At 64.0% G+C, this 627-nt stretch carries 2 protein-coding genes; both read left to right on the top strand.

Features of this window, described 5'->3' with window-relative positions; all coding sequences use genetic code 11:
- Positions 1-291, top strand: a 291-nt coding sequence (locus CQW31_RS30795) for an ATP-binding cassette domain-containing protein (protein WP_143524297.1), incomplete at its 5' end; no start/stop codon positions are given.
- The coding region (locus CQW31_RS30790) for a biotin/lipoyl-binding protein (RefSeq protein ID WP_143524296.1) at positions 281-627 on the top strand (347 nt) is incomplete at its 3' end. The genes CQW31_RS30795 and CQW31_RS30790, both read left to right, overlap by 11 nt.

Below are 627 nucleotides of genomic sequence, written 5' to 3'. Positions count from 1 at the left end.
TCCGGCGGCCAGCGGCAGAACGTCGCCCTGGGCCGTGCGCTGTTGCTCAACCCGCAGATCCTGCTGCTCGACGAGCCCACTGCGGCCATGGACAACACCGGCGAAGAGCGCCTCAAGCAGCGCCTGCAGGCGGTAATCGAGAACAAGACTGTGCTGCTGGTGACCCACCGGGCCTCGCTGCTGACCCTGGTCGACCGGCTGATCGTCATCGACCGCGGCCAGGTGGTTGCCGATGGCCCTAAAGCTTCGGTCATGGATGCGCTGAAGAAGGGGCAGATCAATGTTGCATAAGCTCGATATCGGACAGTTCAAGGACAACCTGCGCCGTTATTTCAAAGGCTCCGACTCGCTGCACGGGCAGCCGCTGCCCGAGGTCAACAAAGCGCTTATCGAAGACGCCCCGCGCGTCGTGCGCCTGACCATCTGGGGCGTGATCGCGTTCTTCCTGTTCCTGATCGTCTGGGCCAGCTTCGCGCCCATCGACGAAGTCACCCGTGGCGAGGGCAAGGCCATTCCCTCGTCCAAGGTGCAGAAGGTGCAGAACCTCGAAGGCGGCATCGTCGCCGAGATCTTCGCCAAGGAAGGGCAGGTGGTCGAGGTCGGCCAGCCGCTGCTGCGCCTGGACGA

The sequence above is a fragment of the Pseudomonas sp. 382 genome (assembly GCF_002759075.1).
Taxonomy (GTDB): domain Bacteria; phylum Pseudomonadota; class Gammaproteobacteria; order Pseudomonadales; family Pseudomonadaceae; genus Aquipseudomonas; species Aquipseudomonas vlassakiae.
Note: the sequence above shows the minus strand (reverse complement) of the source record. Positions and strands in the feature narration are given on the sequence as shown.